Source organism: uncultured Microbacterium sp. (assembly GCF_947488465.1).
Taxonomy (GTDB): Bacteria; Actinomycetota; Actinomycetes; order Actinomycetales; family Microbacteriaceae; genus Microbacterium.
Genome location: NZ_CANKZA010000002.1, coordinates 73,900 through 91,333, shown reverse-complemented (window position 1 = coordinate 91,333; position 17,434 = coordinate 73,900). Strand labels below are relative to the sequence as shown.

The 17,434-nt window shown below is 68.1% G+C and carries 15 protein-coding genes; 10 read left to right on the top strand and 5 right to left on the bottom strand.

The genetic code is table 11. The features are described 5' to 3' along the window. Nucleotides 1-76: 76 nt before the first annotated feature. Nucleotides 77-1,039, bottom strand: a complete 963-nt coding sequence (locus Q0653_RS05385; RefSeq protein WP_298943278.1) for a sugar-binding domain-containing protein — start codon at nucleotides 1,037-1,039, stop codon at nucleotides 77-79. A gap of 124 nt (nucleotides 1,040-1,163) precedes the next feature. On the opposite strand from Q0653_RS05385, the gene Q0653_RS05380 reads away from it, so the two are divergent. From Q0653_RS05380 to glpK, 3 genes are all read left to right on the top strand, one after another. Further along, nucleotides 1,164-2,882, top strand: a complete 1,719-nt coding sequence (locus Q0653_RS05380; RefSeq protein ID WP_279071936.1) for a glycerol-3-phosphate dehydrogenase/oxidase — start codon at nucleotides 1,164-1,166, stop codon at nucleotides 2,880-2,882. Nucleotides 2,883-2,986: 104 nt separating this feature from the next. Continuing rightward, nucleotides 2,987-3,751 carry an MIP/aquaporin family protein gene (locus tag Q0653_RS05375; protein WP_298943274.1) on the top strand — a complete coding sequence of 255 codons (765 nt, stop codon included), beginning with the start codon at nucleotides 2,987-2,989 and terminating at the stop codon, nucleotides 3,749-3,751. A gap of 73 nt (nucleotides 3,752-3,824) precedes the next feature. Further along, nucleotides 3,825-5,339 carry a glycerol kinase GlpK gene (gene glpK / locus Q0653_RS05370; protein ID WP_298943273.1) on the top strand — a complete coding sequence of 505 codons (1,515 nt, stop codon included), beginning with the start codon at nucleotides 3,825-3,827 and terminating at the stop codon, nucleotides 5,337-5,339. Between the two features lie 102 nt (nucleotides 5,340-5,441). On the opposite strand, the gene Q0653_RS05365 is transcribed toward glpK, so the two are convergent. Together Q0653_RS05365 and Q0653_RS05360 are read right to left on the bottom strand one after the other, a co-directional pair. Next, complete coding sequence (locus Q0653_RS05365) at nucleotides 5,442-5,846, bottom strand: MmcQ/YjbR family DNA-binding protein (protein WP_298943271.1); 405 nt, start codon at nucleotides 5,844-5,846, stop codon at nucleotides 5,442-5,444. Nucleotides 5,847-5,866: 20 nt separating this feature from the next. Then, complete coding sequence (locus tag Q0653_RS05360) at nucleotides 5,867-6,616, bottom strand: aminoglycoside 3'-phosphotransferase (RefSeq protein WP_196324168.1); 750 nt, start codon at nucleotides 6,614-6,616, stop codon at nucleotides 5,867-5,869. A 138-nt stretch (nucleotides 6,617-6,754) separates the two neighbouring features. On the opposite strand from Q0653_RS05360, the gene Q0653_RS05355 reads away from it, so the two are divergent. The 3 genes from Q0653_RS05355 to Q0653_RS05345 all read left to right on the top strand — a co-directional run bounded on the left by Q0653_RS05355 (nucleotide 6,755) and on the right by Q0653_RS05345 (nucleotide 9,413). Continuing rightward, the gene (locus Q0653_RS05355; RefSeq protein WP_298943270.1) at nucleotides 6,755-7,516 is read left to right on the top strand and encodes an SDR family NAD(P)-dependent oxidoreductase; all 762 of its coding nucleotides are present in this window, start codon (nucleotides 6,755-6,757) and stop codon (nucleotides 7,514-7,516) included. Between the two features lie 166 nt (nucleotides 7,517-7,682). Further along, the gene (locus Q0653_RS05350) at nucleotides 7,683-8,456 is read left to right on the top strand and encodes an enoyl-CoA hydratase/isomerase family protein (protein WP_298740633.1); all 774 of its coding nucleotides are present in this window, start codon (nucleotides 7,683-7,685) and stop codon (nucleotides 8,454-8,456) included. Between the two features lie 114 nt (nucleotides 8,457-8,570). Continuing rightward, nucleotides 8,571-9,413 carry an NAD(P)-dependent oxidoreductase gene (locus tag Q0653_RS05345; RefSeq protein WP_298943268.1) on the top strand — a complete coding sequence of 281 codons (843 nt, stop codon included), beginning with the start codon at nucleotides 8,571-8,573 and terminating at the stop codon, nucleotides 9,411-9,413. A 33-nt stretch (nucleotides 9,414-9,446) separates the two neighbouring features. On the opposite strand, the gene Q0653_RS05340 is transcribed toward Q0653_RS05345, so the two are convergent. After that, complete coding sequence (locus tag Q0653_RS05340) at nucleotides 9,447-10,313, bottom strand: HAD family hydrolase (RefSeq protein WP_298943266.1); 867 nt, start codon at nucleotides 10,311-10,313, stop codon at nucleotides 9,447-9,449. A gap of 40 nt (nucleotides 10,314-10,353) precedes the next feature. Further along, nucleotides 10,354-10,992: a LysE family translocator gene (locus Q0653_RS05335; protein WP_298740627.1), complete on the bottom strand. Its 639-nt coding sequence runs from the start codon at nucleotides 10,990-10,992 to the stop codon at nucleotides 10,354-10,356. 267 nt (nucleotides 10,993-11,259) lie between these two features. On the opposite strand from Q0653_RS05335, the gene Q0653_RS05330 reads away from it, so the two are divergent. The 4 genes from Q0653_RS05330 to Q0653_RS05315 all read left to right on the top strand — a co-directional run bounded on the left by Q0653_RS05330 (nucleotide 11,260) and on the right by Q0653_RS05315 (nucleotide 17,434). Next, nucleotides 11,260-12,573, top strand: coding sequence for a carbohydrate ABC transporter substrate-binding protein (locus Q0653_RS05330; protein ID WP_298943263.1), 1,314 nt, complete (start codon nucleotides 11,260-11,262; stop codon nucleotides 12,571-12,573). 79 nt (nucleotides 12,574-12,652) lie between these two features. Beyond that, on the top strand, nucleotides 12,653-13,621 hold the full coding sequence (locus Q0653_RS05325; RefSeq protein ID WP_298943261.1) for a sugar ABC transporter permease: 969 nt from the start codon (nucleotides 12,653-12,655) through the stop codon (nucleotides 13,619-13,621). Then, nucleotides 13,614-14,426, top strand: a complete 813-nt coding sequence (locus Q0653_RS05320) for a carbohydrate ABC transporter permease (protein WP_298943259.1) — start codon at nucleotides 13,614-13,616, stop codon at nucleotides 14,424-14,426. The genes Q0653_RS05325 and Q0653_RS05320 overlap by 8 nt, the downstream gene beginning before the upstream one ends. After that, nucleotides 14,423-17,434, top strand: a complete 3,012-nt coding sequence (locus Q0653_RS05315; RefSeq protein ID WP_298943257.1) for a glycoside hydrolase family 2 TIM barrel-domain containing protein — start codon at nucleotides 14,423-14,425, stop codon at nucleotides 17,432-17,434. Before Q0653_RS05320 ends, Q0653_RS05315 begins: the two co-directional genes overlap by 4 nt.

The following is a 17,434-nucleotide window of genomic DNA, read 5'->3' as shown; positions in this document are numbered from 1 at the left end:
GCGCTGAGGGTGTTGCCGTGGCTGTCGCCGCGGCCGTCGCGGGACCTGTCGTTGAGCCCGTCGCGGGCTCTCGCGCTCAGCCCTCGAGCAGTCGCCGGGCGAGGCTCTCCTCGATCACGAGCTCGGTGATCAGCTGCGCGGCGAGCGCGCCCTTCAGCGCGTCGAGCTTCGACAGACTCGACACCGCGCACAGCCGCCGCGGGATCCGCCGGATCGCATCGAGGCTCGGCCCGCTCGAGCGCTCGTTCAGGCGGATGCCCGACGAGCTGCCGTCGATGCGGTAGAACACCGTCGCACAGTCGCCGACGATGCCGTCGCGCATGAGCGAGTGGAGGTCGTCGCCGCTGAGGTACCCGCCCGAGTAGACGTGCGAGGGCACGTCGGCGGTCGGCGAGCCGAGCCCGAACACGAACACCTGCACGCGCGCCTGGGCATCCAGCACGCGTCGCACCGAGCGCTCCCGCCACATCAGCTGCTTCGTCGACGGGTCGTCGAACAGCGCCGGCACGGGGAACTGCTGCACGTCGGCGCCGAAGCTCTGCCCGAACCGCTCCAGGATGGCGCCCGAGTAGGCGATGCCCGAGGTGATCTCGTTCGCCGCGCCGTTCATCTGCACGATCTGCGAGTTGTGCAGCCGCTTGGGCGGCAGGTGCCGTGCGATCGCCGACACGGTCGCGCCCCACGCGACGCCGATCGCGGCGTTCGGGTCGAGGGTCGCGGCGAGCGCCCGCGCGGCGGCGCGCGCCGTCCGCTCCAGCCGCTCGGCATCGGGGGTGCGCGGCGGCGAGCTCACGACGTGCACCGAGATGCCGTACCGCTCCGCGATCCGGCGGGCGACGGCGGTGCTGCCCTGCTGCGGGGAGTGCACCGTGATCTCGACCAGACCGATCTCACGCGCGTACGCGAGGAGGCGAGACACGGATGACCGTGACACGTTCAGCTCCGCCGCGATCTGCTCCATCGTGCGGTCCTGCTCGTAGTACAGCTGGGCCACGTGCAGGGCCTCGCGCGTGCGCGCGTCGGCTTCGATCCCGCTCATGGGTTCCCTCTCACTGCATATTCGTGCACCCGCGCTCGCCGCGCTGCACGTTCGTTCAGGCCTCTTGTGAATTCGTTCAGCGCGCACCAGTCTAGGTCTCACCAGCCGTGAAAAAGGAAGTGACATGACTACGTCAGCGACGACGAACCGATCGAACATCCAGGCCCTGCGGGACCGCCCGCACGCCGACGTGCTCATCGTCGGCGGCGGCATCAACGGCATCGCGACCTTCCGCGACCTCGCCCTGCAGGGCGTGGACGTGGCGCTCGTGGAGCGCGGCGACTACGTCAGCGGCGCCTCCTCGGCATCCAGCCACATGGTGCACGGCGGTGTGCGGTACCTCGAGAACGGCGAGTTCCGTCTCGTCCGCGAATCGGTCACCGAGCGCAATCGGCTCGTCCGCAACGCCCCGCACTACGTGCGGCCGCTGCCGACGACCATCCCGATCCACAAGACCTTCTCCGGCATCCTCACCGCCCCCTTCCGCCTGCTCGTCTCGCACGGCCGCGGCAAGCCGCGCGAGCGCGGGGCGCTGCTCATCAAGGCCGGCCTCGTCATGTACGACACGTTCTCGCGCGACGGCGGCGCCGTGCCCCGTCACCGCTTCCACGGGCGCAAGAAGTCGCACGAGCTCTACCCCGACCTCGACGACCGCTTCGCCTACACCGCCACGTACTACGACGCCTCGATGCACGACCCCGAGCGCCTCGCCCTCGACGTGCTGCGCGACGGCCAGCGCGAAGAATCGGCGCGCTCGGCGAACTACGCCCCCGTCGTCGGCGCCGACGGATCGTCGGTCATCATCCGCGACGACGTGACCGGCGAGGAGTTCCCCTTCACCGCGAAGGTGGTCGTCAACACCAGCGGACCGTGGACCGACATCACCAACGCCGAGCTCGGCCAGCCGACCCGATTCATGGGCGGCACCAAGGGCTCGCACATCGTGCTCGAGAACACCGAGTTGCTCGACGCGACCCGGGGCAACGAGATCTTCTTCGAGGCATCCGACGGCCGCATCGTCCTCATCTACCCGCTCAAGGGGCGCGTCATGGTCGGCACCACCGACATCGACGCCGACCCGTCGAAGCCGACCGTCTGCACCGACGACGAGATCGACTACTTCTTCGACCTGATCGCGCAGGTGTTCCCGCACATCTCCGTCTCGCGCGAGCAGATCGTCTACACGTTCTCCGGCATCCGCCCGCTGCCGCGGCACGACGACGTCGCGCCCGGATTCGTCTCCCGCGACTACCGCCTCGAGCGCGCGTCGCTGGGCGGAGTGCCGGTGCTGAGCCTCGTCGGCGGCAAGTGGACGACCTTCCGCGCCCTGTCGCAGCACATCTCGACCGACGTGATGGAGATCCTCGGGCGCGAGCGCACCGTGTCCACCACCGACCTCGCGATCGGCGGCGGCGCCGGCTACCCGCGCAGCGACGCCGACCGGCGCCGCTGGGTCGAGGCGCACCGCGGCGCGCACGCCGCCGAGTTCGCCGACCGCATGCTCGAGCGCTACGGCACGTACGCCACCGAGCTGCTCGCGACCCTGCCGGTCAGTCAGCACCCGCTCGCGCACGCCCCCGGCTACTCGCAGGAGGAGATCGCGCTGCTCGCCGAGCGTGAAGAGGTCGTCTCGCTCATCGACCTGCTGCTGCGCCGCACCTCGATCGCCTTCGTCGGCGGGGTGACCGGCGATACGCTCGTCGAGGTCGCGACGGCTGCGGCCCCCGCCCTCGGATGGGATGCCGAAGAGATCCACGCCCAGGTCGCCGCCGCCGCCGAGGCGCTGCGCGACGCCCACCGCATCGACGTCAGCACGGCTTCGCTCGCACCGCAGCCGGTCTGATCCCACCCGAACCCCGGCGTGCCTGACGCCGGTCATCCACCCTCAGGCGAACATCCCGTGCGCGGCGGCGTCGCTCGCGCACCTGCAGAAAGGTCAATGTCGACATGCAAGACATCAATCTCGGGCTGTACTTCCTGTCCGAACTCGTGGGAACGGCGATGCTGCTCCTGCTCGGTGGCGGCGTCGTCGCCAACGTCATCCTCGCCAAGTCGAAGGGTAACGGCGGCGGCACCCTGATGATCAACTGGGGCTGGGGCCTCGCGGTGTTCGCCGGTGTGCTCGTGTCGGCGTACTCGGGTGCGCAGCTGAACCCCGCGGTCTCGCTCGGTCTGCTCATCGCGGGCAAGATCAGCGGCGTGCAGTTCCTCATCGCCGTCTCGGCGCAGCTGATCGGTGCCTTCATCGGTGCCGTACTGTGCTGGCTGGCGTACAAGCAGCACTTCGACGAGGAGCCCGACCCGGCCAACAAGCTGGGCGTCTTCTCGACCGGCCCCGCGATCCGCTCGTACGGCTGGAACCTCATCACCGAGATCATCGGCACGTTCGTCCTGGTCTTCGTGATCTTCGCGTTCGCGGACTACGGCGACGTGCAGATCGGCGTGCCCGGCGCCCTCGGCCCGCTCTCCGCGGTGCCCGTGGCCCTGCTCGTGGTCGGCATCGGCGCGTCGCTCGGTGGCCCCACCGGCTACGCGATCAACCCCGCCCGTGACCTCGGCCCCCGCATCGCCCACGCGGTGCTGCCCATCAAGGGCAAGGGCTCGAGCGACTGGTCGTACGCCTGGGTCCCCGTGGTGGGCCCGCTCATCGGTGGCGCCATCGCCGCGTTCGCCGCACCCGTGCTGCTGCACCTCGTGAAGACCGTCGCCTGACCGGCGCACGGACGCAGACCGCACCAGTCATCCGCACCATCCGGCATCCAACCCGAAAGACAAGGAAGTCACCATGGCCAACTACATCATCGCCCTCGACCAGGGCACCACATCCAGCCGCGCGATCATCTTCGACAAGAAGGGATCGATCATCTCGGTCGGACAGAAGGAGCACGAGCAGATCATGCCGCGTGCCGGTTGGGTCGAGCACGACCCGATCGAGATCCGCGACAACATGCGCGAGGTGATCGGTATCGCGCTCGGTCGCGCGAACCTCACCCGTCACGACATCGCCGCGATCGGCATCACCAACCAGCGTGAGACCGCCGTCGTCTGGGACAAGAACACCGGCATCCCGGTGTACAACGCGATCGTCTGGCAGGACACCCGCACCCAGCCGATCGTCGACCGGCTCGCCGGCGACGAGGGCGTCGAGAAGTACAAGGACATCGTCGGGCTGCCCCTGGCGACGTACTTCTCGGGCACCAAGATCGCCTGGATCCTCGAGAACGTCGAGGGTGCGCGTGAGCGGGCCGAGGCCGGAGACCTCATCTTCGGCACGACCGACTCGTGGGTGCTCTGGAACCTCACCGGCGGCCCCGAAGGCGGCGTGCACGCCACCGACGTCACCAACGCCTCGCGCACGCTCTTCATGGACCTGAAGACGCTCGAGTGGCGCGACGACATCCTCGCCGACTTCGGCGTGCCGCGCTCGATGATGCCGGAGATCCGCTCCTCGAGCGAGGTGTACGGCGTCGCCCGCGACGCGTCGCTGCTGCGCGAGACGCCGATCGCCGGCATCCTGGGCGACCAGCAGGCGGCGACGTTCGGCCAGGCTGCATTCGACGCGGGTGAGAGCAAGAACACCTACGGCACGGGCAACTTCCTGATCTTCCAGACCGGCACCGAGATCGTCAAGAGCGAGAACGGTCTGCTGACGACGGTGGGCTACAAGCTCGGTGACGAGCCGGCTCACTACGCGCTGGAGGGCTCGATCGCCGTCACCGGTTCGCTCGTGCAGTGGCTGCGCGACCAGCTCGGCATCATCACCTCGGCACCCGAGGTCGAGGCGCTCGCCACGACCGTCGAGGACAACGGCGGCGTGTACTTCGTGCCGGCGTTCTCGGGTCTGTTCGCGCCGTACTGGCGTCCCGACGCGCGCGGCGCCATCCTCGGCCTCACGCGGTACGCCAACCGCGGCCACCTGGCCCGCGCCGCCCTCGAGGCGACCGCGTTCCAGACCCGTGAGGTACTCGACGCGGTCAACGCCGACTCGGGTGTCGACCTCACCGAGCTCAAGGTCGACGGCGGCATGATCGCCAACGACACGCTCATGCAGTTCCAGGCCGACGTGCTCGGCGTGCCGGTCGTGCGACCGGTCGTCGCCGAGACGACCGCGCTCGGTGCGGCCTACGCGGCCGGCCTCGCGGTCGGGTTCTGGAATGACCTCGACGAGCTCCGCGCCAACTGGCAGGAGGACCGTCGTTGGACGCCCAACGACGACGTCGAGGAGCGCGCCCGTCAGCTGCGTCTGTGGAAGCAGGCCGTCTCGAAGTCGATGGACTGGGTCAACGACGACGTTCGCTGACGCGTGACGCCCCGGCGCGCGGCATCCTTGGGGGGATGCCGCGCGCTGTGGCGTTGACCGGCGGTGGCGTGAGCCGGGCGGTGGCGTTGACCGGCGGTGGCGTTAGCCGGGCGGTGGCGTCGCGGCGTCGAGCGCCGTGATCAGCCGCTTCGGCGCGGTCAGGCGGTACGAGGCATCCATGAGTTCTGCGACCTCGGCCCAGTCGGTGTCGTCATCGAGGTCGAGCGCGAGCCAGCCGTGCGGCCAGAGATACGCCGGCTCCCAGAAGCGGGCGTCCTGCCGGAGGGCGGGCTCGTCGGCGGGATCGGGGCGGAAGACGAGGGCCGCGTCGTGACGGTCGGCGGTGTCGCCGCGCGGGCGGCCGCCGTAGTACGTGAACACCTTCGTCGTGAAGAACGTCGGACGCCCGTGCGTCACCTTCTCGGCCACCTCGGGCAGCGCGAGCGCGAGATCCCGCACGCGCGCGAGCAGCGGGTCGGCCTCATCGATCATCAGCGGATGCGCCATCCGCTCATCATGCCTCGCGATCAGGTCGCGTTCCAGAGGTCGCGGTAGTAGGAGAGGCGCTCCCGGTCGGGGTCGACGCCGTAGGCCGCGATGAGCGCGTCGTGCCATCCGGGTCCGTAGTTCCACTCAGTGCTCATGGCCGCGACGGCGATGTCGCCCCAGCGGTCGGCGACGCCGAGCGCGCCGAGGTCGACATGCGCGATCCACCGGCCGTCGTCGCCGAGCAGCGTGTTCGGCACGCAGGCGTCGCCGTGGCAGACGACGGCGAGGTCGATCGGCGGGGGAGTGCGGAGAGCGCTCGGCACCTGGATGCCCCGGGCTGCGGCGCCGGCGATTCGCGCCGGCACCGACCAGTCGAACGGGCAATCGGCGACGGGAAGCGCGTCGTGGAGGGCGCGCAGGCCCTCGCCGACGGCGCGCACCGCGACGGCCGGCTCGCCCAGCCAACGCGGGTCGACGGCCGAGCGGCCGGGGAGTGCGCGGGTGACGAGCCACTCTTCGCCGGGGTCTTCGCGGGCTTCCTCGCGGGTTTCTTCGCCCACGTCGAGCACTTCGGGCACCGGCGTGTAGCGGCCGGCCCAGCGCAGGCGCTCCGCCTCGGCGGCCATCGTGGTCTCGGGGTTCCGCGGCCCGACCTTGATGACGCGCGCGTCGTCGGTGCGGAACGTGACCCCGCCCATCGCGTTCTGCCACAGCGGCGTGAGGTGCGCGCCCCCGGCGAGGGCGAGCACGCGCGCCGGCACCGCGATGTCGGACGAGGGGATGCTCATGGCATCCATCCTGCCGGGGCCGGTGCCCCGCGGCGTCGGGCGCACGGCCCGCGACCACCCGTGGGACTGAGTGCCTCGGTTCCTGAAACGGCGTGTCGCCGGGTAGGCTGAGCGTCGAGTTCGAAGGAGAGCACACACATGGACATCGCCGGAGCATCCGCCCTCGTCACGGGCGGCGCCAGCGGACTGGGACTCGCCACCGCGCGGCAGTTGGCTGCGCGCGGAGCGCACGTCGTCATCATCGATCTCCCCTCCTCCGCCGGAGCCGATCGCGCGGCGGAGCTCGGCGGCACGTTTGCCCCGGCCGATGTCACCGATCCGGCGCAGGTCGCCGCCGCTGTGGCAGTGGCCAGCGCGCACGGGCCGCTTCGCGTCGTCGTGAACTGCGCCGGCATCGCGCCGCCCGCGAAGATGCTGGATCGCGACGGGTCGCCGACCGATCTCGCGCACTTCGAGAAGATCGTCCGTGTCAATCTGATCGGCACCTACAACGTCGTCGCGCAGGCGTCGGCGGCGATGGCGCAGACCGAATCCGCCGACGGCGGAGACCGCGGTGTGGTGGTGAACACAGCATCCGTCGCGGCGTTCGACGGTCAGATCGGCCAGCCCGCCTACGCGGCGAGCAAGGGCGGCGTGCACGCGATGACGCTGCCGATCGCGCGGGAATTGGCGCGCTACGGCATCCGTGTCTGCACCGTCGCGCCCGGAATCATGGAGACCCCGATGCTCGCGGGCCTTCCCGAAGCCGCCCAAGCGAGCCTCGGCGAACAGGTTCCCTACCCCGCCCGGCTCGGCCGCCCGGACGAATACGCCGCGCTCGTCATGCACATCGTCGACAACGGCTACCTCAACGGCGAGACCATCCGGCTCGACGGCGCCATCCGGATGGCGCCGAAGTGACCACCCCCGCCGACACCCCCACTTCCACCCCTACGCCCCCGGTCCGTATTCAGTCTGCGTGCGGGGGCGCCCCGGCAGCGGCCGCACGAATCCGCCATCGCCGCGGGCAGCCCACAGCGGCCGGACTGAATACGGACCGGGAACAGCTCGATAAGGAGACAGCGGCATGACCGACTCGATCATCTACACGCGTGAGGGCGCGCTCGCGCGCCTGACATTCAACCGACCGGCGAGCCTCAACGCGATGGGCTTCGAGATGGGCGGTCGCTGGCGTGACCTCGCCCATGAGATCACGTCCGACGAGACCGTCGGCGCCGTGATCCTCGATGCCGCGGGGCCGGCGTTCTGCGCGGGCGGCGACGTCGTCGAGATGGCGACGAGCGGCGCGGCCGGGGCAGACGTGACCGCCGCGGCGCACCGCATCCACGACGGGATCCGCACGTTCGTCGAATCGGACAAGCCCATCGTCGCCGTCGTCCAGGGCGCTGTCGCGGGCGGTGGACTCGGCCTGATGCTGACGGCCGACTACATTGTCGCCGCGCCGCGCGCGAAGTTCGTCAGCAGGTACGCCAACATCGGCCTCACTCCGGACCTCGGCGTCTCGACGCTGCTGCCGGCGGCGATCGGGCAGACACGGGCGCTCCGCCTCCTCCTCCAGGACGAGACGATCGACGCCGCGACCGCCCTCGACTGGGGGTTGATCACGGAGGTGGCCGACGATCCCGGGGCCCGGGGCGCGGAGATCGCCGCGTTCTGGATCGACCACGCGACGGCCGCCTTCGGGCAGGCCAAGCGCCTGATCCGCGCGGGCGCCCGCCGTTCCTTCACCGACAACCTCGACGACGAGGCCCGCTCGATCGGCGCCGCTTTCGACACCCCCGAGTCGCGGGCACGCGTCGCCGCGTTCGCCGCCGCATCCGCCAAGACCGCACGCTCCTGACCCACTCTTCGCATCCCCATCACCTGATCTCGCCGAGACCGCTCGGCAATCGCGTGCATATCCGGTCTCCTCGGGCCGATCATGTGATGTGGACGCACCTACGGAAGGATCCCCATGACCGAGTCTCCCCAGACCCTTGCCGGCAAGACCATCCTGATGTCGGGCGGCAGCCGCGGGATCGGACTCGCGATCGCGCTGCGCGCCGCGCGCGACGGTGCCAACATCGCGCTGATGGCCAAGACCGATACGCCCCATCCCAAGCTCGAGGGCACCGTGCACTCGGCCGCCGAGCAGATCCGCGCCGCGGGCGGGCAGGCGCTCCCGATCGTCGGCGATGTCCGCAATGACGACGACATCACCGAGGCGGTCCTGAAAACCCAGGGCGAGTTCGGTGGCATCGACATCGTCGTCAACAACGCGTCGGTGATCGACCTCTCCGGCTCACTCGACCTCTCCGCGAAGAAGTACGACCTCATGCAGGACGTCAATGTGCGGGGAACCTTCATGCTGAGCCGCGCGGCGCTACCGATCCTCAAGGATGCCGAGAACCCGCACATCCTGTCGCTCTCGCCACCGCTCAACACGACGCTGCGCTGGCTGGGCGCCCACACGGCGTACTCGATGGCCAAGTTCGGGATGACGATGGCGACGCTCGGCCTCGCGGCTGAGTTCGCGAAGGACGGGATTGCGGCCAACACGCTCTGGCCGGAGACGACGATCGCGACCGCCGCGGTGCAGTTCGCGCTCGGGGGAGACCGGATGATGAAGGTCAGCCGCACGCCCGACGTCTACGCCGATGCGGCCTACGCGGTCATGCTGCAGCCGGCGCGCGAGTACACGGGACAGACGCTGATCGTCGAGGACGTGCTGCGGGCCGCCGGGGTCACCGACTTCTCCGGGTACGCCGCGGTGCCGGGCACACCCGACAGCGCGCTGTTCCCCGACATCTTCCTCTGAGCGCTGACGGAGCGCTGAGAGCGCGACCGGCGGTCAGACGAGGCCGAGGGCGACGAACGCGTTCCACACCCCGTCGTCGAGCACGTCGGTCGTGACGTGATCCGCCCGCGCCTGAAGCTCGGGGTCGGCGTTGCCCATCGCGACCGCGGTCTCGACGACCTCGAACATCTCGACGTCGTTCCAGCTGTCGCCGATGCCGACAGTCCCTTCCACGCCCCGGTTGAGCAGCTCGAGCACCTCGAGGATCGCCGAGCCCTTGTTGACGCCGCGCACGGCGACCTCGCCGTTGGATCCGCCGGGCAGCGGAATCGACCCCGGGATCACGTGGAAGCGCTCGCCGAGTTCCGTCTCGACGTGGGCGAGCGTGTCGGACTTCATGCTGATGAACGTGCTTTTGACCACGGCATCGAAGTCGAGGCCCTCGATCGGACGGTAGCTCAGCGCCGGCAACGGGTCTTCGTCGACGTCGAGGCCCAGGCGGCGGAGGTCCTCATCGTGGCGGGCCCGCCGCTGCTGGAAGAACTCATCCGCGAACGCACCGACACCTTCGCTCGCGTACACGGCCTCGTTCGTCTGCAAGAAGTAGTGGATGCCGTGCTCCTCGAAGTAGCCGACCATCCGGTCGACGTCCTCTCGCGGCATGTGGTGCGATACAACGAGGTCGTCCCCGCGCGTCGCGAAAGCCCCACCGTTCGTGATCGCGCCGTCGAAACCGATCGCGCGTACCGAGGGGTGGAGATCGCCGGCCGACCGTCCGGTGCAGAGGTACACGAGGTGCCCGTTCGCGCGCGCTGTGCGGATCGCGGTCACGGTCGAGGGGGCGATGACGGACCCGTGTTCGAGGATCGTCCCGTCGACGTCGATGAACACGGTACGGGAGGCGGGAGTCGATGAGGTCACTGCCCCATTCTCTCGCGCCTAGATGAACGGATGCTCCGGGTCAGTGCTCGGGGCCGGTCACGAGCAGGATCGCACCGAGTCCGATCATCATGCCGCCGCCCGTTGCGGTCAGTGTCTCGATGCGACGCGGTGACCGGGCGAACCACGCCCGAGCGCCGGCGGCCATGAACACCCAGATCGAATCGGACACCAAAGCGATCATCGCGAAGACGAGGCCGAGTTCGAGCATCTGCAGCGAGACCGAGCCCGTCTGCAGATCGACGAACTGCGGGAGCACCGCGACGAAGAAGGCGAGCGTCTTCGGATTGGTGATCCCGACGACGAATCCCTGCCAGAGCTGACGGGCGGGGGATGCCGGCAGTGCGGTCGAGGTGACGTCGGCGGCGGCATCGCGCCGGTGACGGATCGCCTGAACGCCCAAGTACATGAGGTACAGCGCCCCGGCGATCTTCAGCACGGTGAACAGGGCGAGCGACTGTGCGATGATCGCGCCGACCCCGGCCGCGACCAGCGCGACGATCGGGATGAGCGCGAGGGTGACCCCGGCGACGCTGAGCAATCCGCCCCGGTGACCGAGGGTGAGCGTCCGACCGACCGAGAACAGCACCGCGGGTCCGGGGATCATGATGAGCACGATCGCGGCAGCGATGAAGGCCAAAAGGTTGTCGAGAGGGACCACGGGCCCAGCGTAACGACGGATTCCCGCGGAAAGACGCGGGAAAATCGGGAAAGGTAACAATTCCGCGCAAACACTGGCATGGTGACGTTCCCAGTGCTACCGTGTTACCGATAACAAGCGGAGACGTGCTCGACGAGGAGCCTTTGGATGCACAGCAGCATCCGTGATTCTCGAAGCCGCACTTCCCTCCGTACAGCGGTGCCCTCGCCCGGGGGCGAACCGTCGGGGGAACTCGACAACCAAGAGAATCACGGAAGGATTCGATCGATGCAACGATCCACCAAGCGCACAGCCATGACGCTCGCGCTGGGCCTGCCCCTCGCGTTGACGCTCGCTGCCTGCAGCGGAGGAACCGGCGATGCCGGTGACGGTGGCGGCGACGCCGGCGGCGACAACACGCTGACCGTCTGGGCCTGGGACCCGGCGTTCAACATCTACGCGATGGAAGAGGCCGAGAAGGTCTACCAGGCGGAGAACCCCGACTTCGAGCTCGACATCGTCGAGGTCACGTGGGATGACCTGCAGACCAAGCTCACCACGATCGCGCAGTCGCAGGCGTTCGACGAGCTGCCCGACATCTTCCTCATGCAGAACAACGCATTCCAGAAGAACGTCCTCAACTACCCGGACCTCTTCACTCCGTTCTCGGCGGATGCTGTCGACTTCTCCGAGTTCCCGAAGTCTGTCGTCGACTACTCGACGATCGATGGCGAGAACTACGGTGTGCCGTTCGACTCGGGCACCGCCGTCACCGCGCTCCGCACCGACGTCCTCGAGCAGGCCGGTTACACGGTCGACGACTTCACCGACATCACGTGGGACCAGTACATCACCATCGGCAAGGACGTCCTCGCCAAGACCGGTCAGCCGTTGCTGTCGGGTCAGGCCGGCTCCGCCGACCTCCCGGTCATGATGCTGCAGTCGGCGGGCGCCAGCCTGTTCGACAAGGACGGCAACCCGACGATCGTCGACAACGACGCGCTGAACGCGGCCGTCGACACCTACACCGAGCTCGTCGAGTCGGGCGTGCTCCTCGAGGTCAACTCCTGGGACGAGTACATCGGCACGCTGGTCAACGGCGCTGTCGGTGGCACGGTGAACGGCATCTGGATCGTCGGTTCGATCCAGACGGCTGCTGACCAGTCCGGCAAGTGGGCCATCACCAACCTGCCCAAGCTCGACGGCGTCGACGGCGCCACGAACTACTCCGCCAACGGTGGATCGTCGTGGACGATCAGCTCGACCGGTAACGCAGAGCTCGCCGAGAAGTTCCTCGCTGAGACGTTCGCCGGCTCGACCGAGCTCTACGACACCATCCTCCCGAAGGCCGGTGCCGTCGCCAACTGGATCCCTGCCGGTGACAGCGCCGTCTACGCGGAGCCGGTCGAGTTCTTCGGCGGCCAGCCGATCTTCCAGGAGGTCGTCGCGTTCGGTGCCGAGGTTCCCAGCAACAACACGGGCGCCTACTACTACGAGGGCCGCGACGCGGTCAGCGCAGCGATGACCAAGATCATCGGCGGTGGCGACCGCGATGCCGCTCTGGCCGAGGCTCAGGCCAACGTCGAGTTCGCAATGCAGTAATGCCCCCGGTGGCCGGGGAGGGTTCGCCCTCCCCGGCCACACCGGCATTGCCCACCCATAGACGAAAGCGAGATCGACGGTGCCTACTGACACGACCGCTCTGTCGCGGTCCGCGCGCAAGAAAGAAGCGCCACCGCTAAACAACTACATCGGCTCGAAGAAGCCGTGGCTCACCGGTGCGAGGCGCCGGAACCTCACCGGCTGGGTGTTCCTCCTGCCCGCGTCGATCATGATCTTCGTGGTGAGCTTCATCCCGATGATCCAGGCGTTCTTCCTGTCACTGCAGACAGGTCGAGGCAGCCGGCTCGATTGGGCTGACCCCCTCTGGTACAACTTCGAACGCATGCTGAGCGATGAGATCTTCAAGCTCACGATGTTCAACACGTTCCTGTACCTGATCATCCAGGTCCCGATCATGCTCATCCTCGCGATGGTGCTGGCGAACCTGCTGAACAACCCGAAACTCCGCTTCAAGGCGTTCTGGCGCACCGCGATCTTCCTGCCGGTCGCCGTGTCGCTCGTGTCGTACTCGCTCGTCTTCCGTACGCTCTTCGCGACCGACGGCTTCGTCAACGACATGCTCACCGGCATCGGCGTGCTCCAAGACCCGATCAACTGGCTCGGCCAGGCCGACACTGCTCGTGCGGTGCTCATCCTCGGACTCATCTGGCGCTGGACCGGCTACAACATGGTGTTCTACCTCGCCGCTCTCCAGAACGTCGACTACTCGAGCATCGAAGCCGCCCGCATGGATGGCGCGAACGCCTGGCAGGTGTTCTGGAACGTCACCGTGCCGCAGCTGAAGCCGATGATCGTGTTCACCGCGATCCTGTCGACCAACGGCACGCTGCAACTCTTCGACGAGTCGTGGGCGCTGACCCTCGGTGGTCCGGCGTACCACACGATGTCGATGTCGCACTATCTCTACGAAGTCTCTTTCCAGAAGAACCCGAACTTCGGCTACGCCGCGGCGATCTCGTACGTCATCTTGATCCTCGTCGCGATCCTCGCCCTGATTCAGATGAAAGTCGGTGACAAGCGTGACTAAGCGACGCTTCCGCGGCCTCCCGGGGTACCTGTTCCTGTCGATCTGGGCACTGTTCTCCCTGTTCCCGCTGTACTTCATGGTCGTCTCCTCGACCAACACGAGCGCCGCGGTGCTCGGCTCGAGCATGTTGCCGGGCGGCGAGCTGATGAACAACATCAGCAAGCTGTTCGCTGCCCAGGATGTCTGGGGCGCGATGGCGACGTCGTTCTACATCGCGGTCGGGACCACCATCCTCGCGCTCATCCTCTGCTCACTCGCCGGCTACGGCTTCGAGGTCTTCCACTCCAAGGGCAAGGACCGCTTGATGGCGGTGCTTCTTCTGGCACTGATGATCCCGTTCGCCGCGACGATGATCCCCCTGTTCCAGTTGTTCGCGCGCGTCGGCATGATCAACTCGATCTGGGCCGTGATCATCCCGGCGATCTCGACGCCGTTCCTGATCATGCTGTTCCGGCAGTCGTCGCGGTCGTTCCCGCACGAGATCATCGAAGCCGCGCGCATCGACGGGCTGAGCGAAGTCGCGATCTACGCGCGCATCTACATCCCGACGATGAAGGCGACGTTCGCTGCGGCAGCCGTGATCACGTTCATGATGGCGTGGAACAACTTCCTCTGGCCGAAGGTCATCCTCATCAGCGGAGACATCTTCACGATGCCGATGCTCATCGCCAACCTCGGCGGCGGTTACGTCGTCGACTACGGCGTGCTCATGCTCGGTGTGTTGCTGGCATCGCTGCCGACGATGGTGATCTTCTTCATCCTTCAGCGCCAGTTCGCTGCGGGCATCACGGGGGCCATCAAGTGAGGTTCGACGTCTCCCGTATCGCGGACCCGCGATACGTCTCTGAGGGGCGCCTGGGTGCGCACTCCGACCATCGCTGGTTCCGTGACGCGGGCGAAGCGGATGCCGGAGCAAGCGGGTACGAGCAGTCCCTGAACGGCCGGTGGAAGATCCACTACGCGAACAACGCCGGGGCGACCATTCCCGGATTCGAAGCGGTGGATGTGGATGTGTCGGGCTGGGATGACATCCCCGTCCCGGCCCACATCCAGCTCCACGGCTACGACCGCCCGCAGTACGTGAACGTCCAGTACCCCTGGGACGGCCGCGAGCAGATCGAGCCGGGCGAGGTGCCTGAGCGCTTCAACCCGGTGGCCTCCTACGTGAAGACCTTCACGCTCGACCGCCCGCTGGAGGCAGGGGAGCGGCTCAGCGTCACCTTCCACGGTGTCGAGAGCGCGATCGCCCTGTGGCTCAACGGCCGGTACATCGGCTACGCGACCGACAGCTTCACGCCGTCGGAGTTCGACCTCACGGACGCGCTCCAGGACGGCGAGAACCGCCTGGCGGCACAGGTGTTCAAGTGGACGGCCGCGTCGTGGATCGAGGACCAGGACTTCTACCGGTTCTCCGGCATCTTCCGCGACGTGACCCTCTACCGGCGCCCCGCGGCGCACGTGGAGGACCTCGTCGTACGCGCCGTGCCCGACGGCGACTACTCCGGCGCGGAGATCACCGTCGCGACAGAACTGGTCGGCGACGGCACCGTGTCGGTGCGTCTGGAAGGCGTCGGCGCCCTCGACGACCGCGGCGACGGCACGTTCGGCATCCGCATCGATGCCCCGCGCCTGTGGAGCCCCGAGAGTCCGGCGCTCTACGACCTCACGGTCGAGGTGACGGATGCCGCCGGCTCGCTCGTCGAGGTCATCCCGCAGCGCGTGGGCATCCGCCGCTTCGCGATCGACGACGGCGTGCTGTCCCTGAACGGCGTTCGCGTCGTCTTCAACGGGGTGAATCGGCACGAGTTCGGCCTGAACGGCCGGGTCGTCAGTCGCGAGCAGACCGATGCCGATCTCCGGGCGCTCAAGCAGGTGGGCGTCAACGCGGTGCGCACGAGCCACTATCCGAACAGCTCGGCATTCTATGAACTCGCCGACACGTACGGCCTGATGGTCATCGACGAGATGAACCTCGAGAGTCATGGCCTCTGGGACCGGATCCGTGAGCTCGACCGGCCCGTGGACGAATCGGTTCCGGGTGACAAGCCCGAGTGGCTGCCCGCGCTGCAGGATCGCGCCGCGAGCATGTTCCACCGCGACCGCAACCACCCGAGCATCGTGATCTGGTCGCTCGGCAACGAGTCGTTCGGTGGCACGAACCTCCGTGATGTGGCCGACTGGTTCCGAGGCGTCGATGACCGGCCCGTGCATTACGAAGGCGTGCACTGGGATCCGCGGTATCCGGAAACGACCGACATCACGAGTCAGATGTATACGACCGCCGCGAACGTCGAGGCCTACCTCGCCGAGAACCGCGACAAGCCGTTCATCCTGTGCGAGTACGCGCACGCGATGGGAAACTCCTTCGGCGCCGTCGACGAGTACATCGAGCTCGCCTATCGTGAACCGCTCTTCCAGGGCGGATTCATTTGGGACTTCGCCGACCAGGCGATCGAGCTCACCGACCGGTATGGCCAGACCTTCCTCGGCTACGGCGGAGACTGCGGCGAGTCGCCGCACGACGGTGACTTCTGCGGGAACGGCATTTTCTTCGCCGATCACTCGCCGACGCCCAAGCTCCAGGAAGTGGCGTATCTCTATCAGGGGATGCGGATCCGCATCGGTGCGACCTCGTTCGAGGTCGACAACCGGCTGCTGACCACCTCGACGAGCGCCTACCGCTGTGTCGTGACCCTCGCTCGCGAGGGCGTTGTTCTCCGCGAAGACGTCGTCGAGACGGATGTCGCGGCGCAGACGACCGGTGAGGTGGCGCTGCCCTTCGGCGCGCCCACGGGGGCCGGCGAATACACGGTCGATGTCACCTTCCGGCTGCCGGCCGCGACCAGCTGGGGCCCCGAGGGGCACCGGGTGGCCGGCGAGCAGACGGTGTGGACGGTGGACGGCCCGCCCGCGGTGATCACGCGCGCTCCGGCGCCCGAGCTCATCCGCGGTACGCACAACATCGGTGTGCGCGGCGACGGGTTCTCGACGCTGTTCTCGACGCTCTACGGCGGCCTGGCCTCGTATCGCTTCGGGCAGAGCGTTGACGGCGGGCGTGAGCTACTGGCATCCATGCCGAAGCCGAACTTCTGGCACGCGCCGACGGCCAACGAGCGCGGTTGGGGCGGTCCTTTCGAGGACGGCCAGTGGCTGCTCGCCAGCCGCTACGCGCGCGTTCAGAACCCGATGACGTCCACGCGCGTGCGCCAGGACGACGAGTCGGTGACCGTGTCGTATCGGTACGAGTTGCCGACCCAGCCGGCAACGGCCGTCGAGGTCGACTATCGCGTCGACGGGGCGGGCCGCGTCGAGGTGACGCAAACCCTGAGGCTCGTCCCGGGGCTTCCGGAACTCCCGGAGTTCGGGATGCTGCTGGCGGTGGATGCTGACTTCCACCGGCTCCGCGTCTACGGTGAGGGACCGGAAGAGTCCTACATCGACCGACGTGGCGGCGCGCGCCTCGATGTCTACGAGCGCGATGTGCGCACCGAGCTGACGCCGTACCTCCGGCCGCAGGAAGCTGGCAGCCGCACCGGCGTGCGCTGGGCGGAGGTCACCGATCGTCGCGGCGTCGGGGTGCGGGTCGACTGCGCCGGCGGCATGGAGTTCTCGGCGTTGCCGTGGACGCCGTTCGAGATCGAGAACGCCGAACACCACACCGAGCTTCCGCCGATTCACCGCACCGTGTTGCGCCCTGCGCTGATGCGGCGTGGCGTCGGGGGTGACGACTCGTGGGGCGCGCGGACGCTGCCGGAATATCGGCTGCCGCGTTCGGGTGAACTCGTGTTCCGGTTCTCCTTCCAGGGAATCTGA